Below are 8,240 nucleotides of genomic sequence, written 5' to 3'. Positions count from 1 at the left end.
GCAGCCGGCTGCGGCGTCGAAACCGGCGCGGCTGGCGCGGCCGGCTTGCTGGCAACCACCGGGGCCGGTGCTGGCGCAACCGGAGCGGCTGGCTTGCTGGCTTCCTTGCGGGCATCGGCGAGCTGCTTCTGCAGGTCGGCGATCTGGTTGTCTTTCAATGCCAGCAAGCGCTGGTTCTTGGTGTTGAGGTCTTCCAGATCCTTCAGGCGGGACTTCAACTCGCTGCTTTGCTGCTGCAGGGAGGCGAGCGTTTCCTGGCTGCGCTGCAGCTGCTGGCGCACGGCGGCATTGGCGCCGCCCTTGCCGTTCGTACCACCGGCCGCCTGGCCTTCGCTGCCCGGGGGCGTCAGCGCCAGGCGATCGGCCTTGCTGTTGGCAGTTGGCGCAACGGTAGTGTTTTCGCGCGTGCCGCCGGCTGCAACGGCGACCGGCGTGCTGGTGCCATTGCGCCAGTCGTCATTCTGCTGATGCACCGTCGCTTCAGCGGTGGCGGCGGCAGTGGCCAGCGCGTCGTCGCGCGACGGCACGCGCAGGATCACACCAGCCTTCAGTGCATTGATGTTGTCGCGGTAGAAGGCGTTCGGATTGGCGGACTTCAGCGCCAGCATCATCTGGTCGACGTTGACGCCGGACGGCACGACTTCGGCAGCGATGTGCGAGAGCGTGGCGCCCTTCTCCACCGGACCGAACTGGCCGCTCTTCGCCTCAGTCGCGGTGGTGCGCGTTGGCGCCGCACGATGCGGCGCAGGAGCGCTCGTGGTACCGGCAGGGGCAGAAGCGCTGCTGGCTGGCGCGCGATGGCGGGCCGGCGCGCTGCTGGTCGCCGCCTGCGTCATCCTGGTCGGCGGATCGAGCAGGATCGCGAATTCGCGCACGCTACTGCCGGTGCTGCTGTTCACTTCCACCAACAGGTCGAGGTAGGGATCGTCCACGCTACTGCTGCTGGTGACGCGAATCACCTTGTGGCCGTTCTCGTCCACGATATTGAATTGCAGCGGAACGCTCGGGCGCTGGCCACCGGCCTTGGCGAAGGCATCGTTGGAGGCAAGCTGGGCGCTCAGGCTCTGCAGCTCGGCCTGGCTAGCCTGGGTCACGGGTATGTCGACCAGCAAGGGCTGTCCCAGCGCCGATTTGACATGCGCCTGGCCCAGTTCCACGGCGGCTGCCTGACCGCTGCCCAGCGCAAGCGCGAGCAGTATCGACAGCTTCAACGAACGATTCATTGCTTGGCTCCCCCGAGACACACCCCGGACGCTTTACGAAAAGGCACCGCAGCTTGCGGCGACTTCCTCTTGGAAGGCGTCACTTTAGTTAGATAAGCATCAATCAACAATACCAGATTTGCCCGCCCGACCTGTTGCAAGGCGATTTCTTTGCCTAGGCGTGACGGCCATCAATGGCCGGTGGCTGGGGTCTTGGCGCCTTGCTGGGCCGCCTTGAGCTGCCTGCGCAGCTCGGCGATGGTGCGGTCCTGTTGTTGCAGCCGGTCGGCCGCCTGCTGGCTGGCAGATTCCTGCTGGCTTACGTCCTGCTGCAGATGCTGCACTTCGGACTGGTGCTGGGCCACGCGCTGGTGGACCTCCTCCACCCGGCTTACGGTATCGGCAGACGATTGGGCAAAAACCTTCGACGCCAGCAAGCAGCCCAGCAAAACCAGTCCAAAGCGTTGCATTACAAATAATCCTCGATCAGTAATTCCGCGATCTGTACAGCATTAAGCGCGGCACCCTTGCGGATATTGTCGGACACCACCCATAGATCAAGCCCGCGCTCGTGCGAGATGTCCTCGCGGATGCGGCCCACGTACACCGGATCCTGCCCCGCCGCGTCGCCCACCGGCGTGGGATAGCCGCCGGCCTTGCGCTCGTCCTGCACCACCACGCCAGGCGCCTGTTCCAGCAGCTCGCGTGCCTGCTCGGCGGTGAGCTTGTCGCGCGTCTCGATATGCACCGCCTCGGAATGGCCATAGAACACCGGCACGCGCACCGCCGTGGGGTTCACCTGGATGGATTCGTCCTCCAGGATCTTGCGCGTCTCCCACACCATCTTCATTTCTTCCTTGGTGTAGCCGTTGGCCTGGAAGTCGTCGATGTGCGGGATCACGTTGAAGGCGATCTGTTTGGGAAACTTGGACTTTTCCACGTCCTGGAAATTGAGCAGCGCAGCGGTCTGCTTGCCCAGCTCCTCCATGCCCGAGCGACCGGCACCGGACACCGACTGGTAGGTGGCCACGTTGATGCGCTCGATGCCCACGGCCCGATGGATCGGCGCCAGCGCCACCAGCATCTGCATGGTCGAACAATTGGGGTTGGCGATGATGCCGCGCGTAGTGTATTGCGCAATCGCGTGCGGGTTAACTTCGCTCACTACCAGCGGAATGTCATCCTGGTAGCGGAACTCGGAGGTGTTGTCGATCACCACGGCGCCAGCGGCGGCGGCGCGTGGCGCATGCACGCGGCTGACCGAACCTCCGGCCGAGAAGAAGGCGATATCCACGCCTTTGAAGTCGTAGTCATCCAGGTTTCGCACGGTGATCTGTTTTCCGGCGAACTCCACTTTGCTGCCGGCCGAGCGCTCGCTCGCCAGCGGCACCAGCTCGCTGATCGGGAATTCGCGCTGGGCCAGGATGCTCAGCAGGGTTTCGCCTACGGCGCCCGTGGCGCCCACCATCGCTACCTTGTAGCTACTCTTCTTGCTCATCTCTTAGGTCACTTTATCGGTCATGGTTGCTCGGTTTGAGAGATCACCGCACAGCCAGGCCCCCACCAGGGGAATCTAGCCTGCGCGGCACGTGAACGGCACGGCACAGCACTGCTGACGTGAGCTAAATCACGTTTTTGCTTCATGCCCGCTCCCCCACTTCGGGATTGAGCCATGAAGGCGGATGCCCCGCGTCAGGCCCATGGCCCAACGCAGCCAGCAGATTATCGGCCGCCAGTTGCGCCATCGCGCGGCGCGTATCGGCGCTGGCGCTGGCGAGATGCGGGCTCAGTACGGCGTTGTCGAGTTCACGCAAGAGCGCATGCACCGCCGGCTCGCCCTCGAACACGTCGAGCCCGGCCGCAGCGAGGCGGCCCTCGCGCAAGGCAACAGCCAGTGCGGCGTCATCGACGATGCCGCCACGGGCGATATTCACCAGCACGGCGGTAGGTTTCATCAACGCCAGCTCAGCTGCACCAATGGCGTGATGGCTCTGCGCGCTGTACGGCAACACCAGCATCAAGTGATCGGCACGCCGCAGCAGCTCGGCTTTTTCCACCCAAGTAGCGCGGCAATCGTGCTCGATAGCCACCGGCAGACGCGAACGGTTGTGATACAGCACCGGCATGCCGAATCCGTAGGCACGACGCGCAATCGCTTGCCCGATGCGCCCCATGCCAAGGATGCCCAGCGTCCTGCCGTGCACGTCGACACCGAGCCAATCGTCGAAGCGCATGCCGCCGCGCCAGTTGCCTGCGCGCAACCAGCGCTCGGCGCTGCTTACCCGCCTTGCCGCGGCCAGCAGCAAGGCCCAGGCATAGTCGGCCGTAGTTTCGTTGAGTACGTCGGGCGTATTGGTGGCGAAAATGCCGGCCGCGGTCAGCGCGGGTACGTCGAGGTTGTTGTAGCCCACGGCGAGATTGGCGATCGCGCGCAGCCGACGGTTACCGGCAATAACCGCACCATCGATGCGGTCGCTCAGGCCGATGATGGCACCGTCGACGCCGGCGAGCTTTTCGCGCAGCTCCGCCGCCGTGTGTTTGCGCTCGCTGGTTTCCGCCTGTACTTCCACGTACCGGGCCAGATGCTCCAGTACCTCGGGAAAGAGCGGACGGGAAACCCAGACCTTGTGTGACTTGCTCATCGCTTTTCTTCATAGGCGTGGAACCTGGCTGCCCAGTTTCCACGTAGGCTGGGATGATAATCCCAGCATCTCCACGCTTCTCGCAGCTGGGATTGCCATCCCAGCCTACGCATCCTCGTCGCCTTGCGGCCGTTCTAAGGAAGGCGCGGTTTTATCTCACCCACGTCACCGCATTGCGCGCGATGGCGCAAGGCGTGGTCCATCAACACCAGCGCCATCATCGCCTCGGCGATGGGGGTGGCGCGAATGCCGACGCAGGGGTCATGTCGCCCCTTGGTGACTACCTCGGTCGGTTCACCGGCCAGGTTCACGCTGTGGCCGGGAATCAGGATGCTCGAAGTGGGCTTGAGCGCGATCGAGGCACGTACCACCTGCCCCGTACTGATACCGCCCAGGATGCCACCGGCATGATTGGACGCAAAGCCGTCCTTATGCATTTCATCGCGATGCTGGCTGCCGCGCTGCGTGACCGCATCGAAGCCATCACCGATCTCCACGCCCTTCACCGCATTGATCGACATCAGCGCCGCGGCCAGGTCGCCATCCAGCTTGCCGTAGATCGGCTCACCCCAGCCAGGCGGCACCCCTTCGGCTTCCACATTGACGCGCGCGCCGACCGAATCGCCGGACTTGCGCAGCGCGTCCATGTATTTCTCAAGCTCCTGGACTTGCGGCTCGTGCGGCCAGAAGAACGGATTGCCTTCCACCGCGTTCCAATCGAAGCCGTGCGGAACAAGCTCGCCCAGCTGCGCCAGGTAGCCGCGAATCCGCACGCCATGGCGCTCGGCCAGCCACTTCTTGGCAATCACCGCTGCCGCCACACGCATTGTGGTTTCGCGCGCCGACGAACGCCCGCCGCCGCGCGGATCGCGGATGCCGTATTTCTGCCAATAGGTGTAGTCGGCATGACCGGGACGGAAGGTCTGCGCGATATCGCCGTAATCCTTGCTGCGCTGATCGGTATTACGGATCAGCAACGCAATCGGCGTGCCGGTGGTGTAGCCCTCATAAACGCCCGAAAGGATCTCCACCTCGTCGGCTTCCTTGCGCTGCGACGTATGCCGGCTGCGGCCGGTGGCGCGCCGGTCGAGATCCGTGCGAAACGCTTCCGGCGCTATCGCCAGCCCCGGCGGGCAGCCGTCGACCACGCAGCCGATAGCCGGCCCGTGGCTTTCGCCGAAGGTGGTGACAGTGAAGAGCTTGCCGGTGGAGTTGCTGGACACGTGGGAACCGAAATGGCGGCGGGACTGGCCTGGCCTTGAGCCGGGGCAATCTTGCATCTTGCCATGCCCGGGGGCTTTGCGCTTATGAATCGTCGGCGCATAGCGGTCGTGCCCATCCCGGCATCGCGTGCGGCATGCATGGCGAGCTGGGATTGGCATCCCAGCCTACGCTGCTACGCCCGGCTGCGTTCGAGCGCCGCCGCATGAATGGCGTCGGCATGCTCGGTCAGTTCGCGCCGCTCCAGCGCGAAGACGCCCATCTGGCCGACCTTGAACTCGATCCACACGAACGGCACCTGCGGTAACAGGGCGGTCAGCGCCTGCTCGCTCTCGCCCACTTCCACGATCAATAGCCCGTCTTCGGTGAGGTGATCGACTGCTTCATCGAGGATGCGCAGGCAGGCATCGAGGCCATCCTCGCCGGAGGTGAGGCCCAGCTTGGGTTCATGGCTGTATTCGCCGGGCAGCGCAGCGTATTCGTCTTCAGTGACGTAAGGTGGGTTGGAGACGATCAGGTCATATTTGCGGCCCTCAACACCCGCAAACAGATCCGAACGAACCACCTCAACGCGCTCGCCGACGTGCTGGAATGCAACGTTCTCGCGCGCCAGCGACAGCGCATCGTCGCTGATATCGACGACGTCCACCTGCCAATGCGGGTTATACGCGGCCATGGCAATGCCGATGCAGCCCGAACCGGTGCACAGATCCAGCGCACGCTCCACCTGCCGGCCGTCCAGCCAGGGCGTAAAGCCGGCTTCGATCAGCTCGGCGATCGGCGAGCGCGGCACCAGGGCGCGACGGTCGCTCTTGAACTTCAGGCCGGCGAACCAGGTTTCGCCGACCAGGTAAGCCACCGGCAAGCGTTCGCCGATGCGACGCTCGATCAGGCTCAGCACGCGCAAGCGCTCCTCGGCGGTGAGCTTGCCGGCGCCGTAGGCCGGCGGAATGTCCGGCGGCAGATGCAGGCTGGCCAACACCAGATGGGTAGCTTCGTCGATAGGATTGTCGTGGCTGTGCCCGAAGGTGAGACCCGCCGCGGAAAAGCGGCTGGCGCCGTAGCGGATGAAGTCGATGATGGTTTCGAGTTCGGCAGTCACGTGGGCACGGTCCGGCTTGGGGGTTGTGAAGTATAGCGACTGCGCGTCATAGGGCTCACGCTCATCCATGTCACGCACTCGCTTCGGCCACCCGGAGGCGGCACTCAGGTAGCACCCGGATGCACAAAATTGGCTCTACGTCGCCTCGCGGCCTTGGGTTTGGCATGGCCTGGCCGGCTGCATGGAGCGCGGCCAAGGCATGCGCTGGAGTCATTCGCGCTTGCATGCGATCCCCTCCTTCCGAACCACTCCGCCTTAGCCAGGAATCGCCCCCATTCCTTATACTTGGCGGATGACCTTCAAGCTATTGCTGCAGTACATCCTTCCCCACCGGGCCTTGTCGCGCGTGGTTTACTGGGCTACGCGCTGGACGTTCGCACCGTGGAAGAACTTCCTGATCGGACGGATCGTGCACAGCTATCAGGTCGACATGACCGAAGCGGCCCAACCCGATCCGTTTGCTTATCCTCACTTCAATGCCTTCTTTACGCGCAAGCTGCGTCCCGATGCCCGCCGGACTGATACGGCGCCCGGCGCCCTAGTTTCGCCGGCCGACGGTCGCATCAGCCAGGCGGGCCCGCTGGCTGATGGACGCATATTTCAGGCCAAGGGCCAGGAATATACGGCTGCCGAACTGCTGGGCGACGAAGCGGCCGCCGCGCCTTATCGCAACGGCCGCTTCGTCACCATCTATCTGTCGCCGCGTGACTATCACCGGGTGCACATGCCTTTGCGCGGCACACTGAAGGAAACCGTGCACATCCCTGGACGCATCTTCAGCGTAGCCCCGTTTGCAGTCGATGCAATCCCGCGCTTGTTCGCGCGCAACGAACGGCTGGCGTGCCATTTCGAAGGCGCGCACGGCCCGTTTGTGGTGGTGATGGTGGGCGCGATCCTAGTGTCATCCGTCGCCACCGTCTGGGATGGCCTGGTGATCCCGCCATACGCGCCGTCGATTCGCCGCAAATCGTTCGCCGGGCAAAACATCGAACTGGACCGCTTCGCCGAGATGGCGCGCTTCAACATGGGCTCCACCGTGATCGTGCTGTTGCCCGAAGGCGCGGCGGAGCTCGATGAGCTCAGTTCGCAACAGGTGATCAAGGTTGGCCAGCGATTAGGTGAACTACATCACATTTGACGACCAGGACAAGCCTTGCTGACAAGCCCGGCGTGCCGCGTTTTGACATTTGTCGTCATTTTGTGACGTTTTCGGCGCCTCGCGCGCGAGCACATCGCTATGCTCTGTCCCAATCCGCGCGCCTGCGCGGACTCGTCCAACGAGGGGTCACATGCAGATTGTCACCCGCCTAATCGCGATGAATCGCGCCCGGCAGTTGCAGCGTCAGTTCCGAAACATCGAGCGCAACATCTCGGCATTGCCGGTACGCACGCGTGCCCGCCTGGCCGTCATGACCCTGCGTGAAATCGGACAAGCCTCTCGCTGTGAGTTCCCGCATCTGTATGGCACCGCGCCCGAGCAGCGCTACGTGCCTTGGGGCCAGGGCACCGAGATCGGTTTCAGCCGCTCCCAGTCGGACAACCCCGAAGTATCGTTACGCGGTATCGCTTTATGGTTGGCAGTGGCTTACCACGAAACCAAGGATTCGCCGCACCCCAGCCTGCAACCGCAACATCGCCAGGTGCTGCGCGTGCTGCGCGAACTGCGCGACACCACCAGCGAACAGCCGGATGGCACGGCCCAGTGGATGCGCTCAGGCGCCGCAGCCTGAGCGTTCTTCAAGGCGACCAACAGGCCCGGTAGCCCACGAGCAGCCGGCATGGCGAACTGCACCGCACGAAGGGACGAGCGACGAGTAGCGAGGGCGTCATAGCCTTCGCTCCTGCCGCGGAATTGATTTGGTGACTGACGAGGCGAAAAACCGATTGCTCCAGGCGGCATCTGTTTCTCGCAACCTCGCTACTCGTCACTCGGTCCTTGCGGTTGGTTGGGGGTGTGCGCCCCCAACGCCCCCCCTTGTCTCGCACGATCGCTGCATTTCGTTCGTCGGACCATTGCCTGCGGCGCTTTCGGTCGCAAGCGACCGAGTCACTTTTCTTTGCTGGCCTGTATGG

8 protein-coding genes are annotated in these 8,240 nt (G+C 63.8%); 2 read left to right on the top strand and 6 right to left on the bottom strand.

The features are described from left to right. From QQJ96_RS16835 to prmB, 6 genes are all read right to left on the bottom strand, one after another. A partial coding sequence (locus QQJ96_RS16835) for a type IV pilus assembly protein FimV (RefSeq protein WP_284333179.1) occupies window positions 1-1,223 on the bottom strand: 1,223 nt, incomplete at its 3' end. A 170-nt stretch (window positions 1,224-1,393) separates the two neighbouring features. Continuing rightward, window positions 1,394-1,672, bottom strand: coding sequence for a hypothetical protein (locus QQJ96_RS16830; protein WP_284333178.1), 279 nt, complete (start codon window positions 1,670-1,672; stop codon window positions 1,394-1,396). Beyond that, a complete protein-coding gene (locus tag QQJ96_RS16825) occupies window positions 1,672-2,700 on the bottom strand; it encodes an aspartate-semialdehyde dehydrogenase (RefSeq protein WP_284333177.1) in 1,029 nt (342 codons plus the stop codon). Before QQJ96_RS16825 ends, QQJ96_RS16830 begins: the two co-directional genes overlap by 1 nt. Window positions 2,701-2,842: 142 nt before the next feature. Beyond that, window positions 2,843-3,844 (bottom strand): 2-hydroxyacid dehydrogenase, encoded by a 1,002-nt coding sequence (locus QQJ96_RS16820; protein ID WP_284333176.1) that lies wholly within the window; start codon window positions 3,842-3,844, stop codon window positions 2,843-2,845. 134 nt (window positions 3,845-3,978) lie between these two features. Beyond that, entirely contained in the window at window positions 3,979-5,067 is a 1,089-nt protein-coding gene (gene aroC, locus QQJ96_RS16815; protein WP_284333175.1) for a chorismate synthase, read from the bottom strand. A 173-nt stretch (window positions 5,068-5,240) separates the two neighbouring features. Next, window positions 5,241-6,167, bottom strand: a complete 927-nt coding sequence (gene prmB / locus QQJ96_RS16810; RefSeq protein ID WP_284333180.1) for a 50S ribosomal protein L3 N(5)-glutamine methyltransferase — start codon at window positions 6,165-6,167, stop codon at window positions 5,241-5,243. A gap of 292 nt (window positions 6,168-6,459) precedes the next feature. On the opposite strand from prmB, the gene asd reads away from it, so the two are divergent. Both asd and QQJ96_RS16800 read left to right on the top strand, forming a co-directional pair. Next, the gene (gene asd / locus QQJ96_RS16805) at window positions 6,460-7,305 is read left to right on the top strand and encodes an archaetidylserine decarboxylase (RefSeq protein ID WP_284333174.1); all 846 of its coding nucleotides are present in this window, start codon (window positions 6,460-6,462) and stop codon (window positions 7,303-7,305) included. 151 nt (window positions 7,306-7,456) lie between these two features. Next, window positions 7,457-7,897: a hypothetical protein gene (locus QQJ96_RS16800; RefSeq protein WP_284333173.1), complete on the top strand. Its 441-nt coding sequence runs from the start codon at window positions 7,457-7,459 to the stop codon at window positions 7,895-7,897. Window positions 7,898-8,240: the final 343 nt, after the last annotated feature.

The organism is Dyella flagellata (genome assembly GCF_030160275.1).
GTDB classification, from domain to species: Bacteria; Pseudomonadota; Gammaproteobacteria; order Xanthomonadales; family Rhodanobacteraceae; genus Dyella_B; species Dyella_B flagellata.
This window is presented reverse-complemented; position numbering and strand designations above follow the sequence as displayed.

Coding starts and splice junctions, on each gene's coding strand:
- QQJ96_RS16830 (WP_284333178.1), bottom strand. CDS start 1,672: ATGCAACGCTTTGGACTGGTTTTGCTGGGCTGCTTGCTGGCGTCGAAG.
- QQJ96_RS16825 (WP_284333177.1), bottom strand. CDS start 2,700: ATGAGCAAGAAGAGTAGCTACAAGGTAGCGATGGTGGGCGCCACGGGC.
- QQJ96_RS16820 (WP_284333176.1), bottom strand. CDS start 3,844: ATGAGCAAGTCACACAAGGTCTGGGTTTCCCGTCCGCTCTTTCCCGAG.
- asd (WP_284333174.1), top strand. CDS start 6,460: ATGACCTTCAAGCTATTGCTGCAGTACATCCTTCCCCACCGGGCCTTG.
- QQJ96_RS16800 (WP_284333173.1), top strand. CDS start 7,457: ATGCAGATTGTCACCCGCCTAATCGCGATGAATCGCGCCCGGCAGTTG.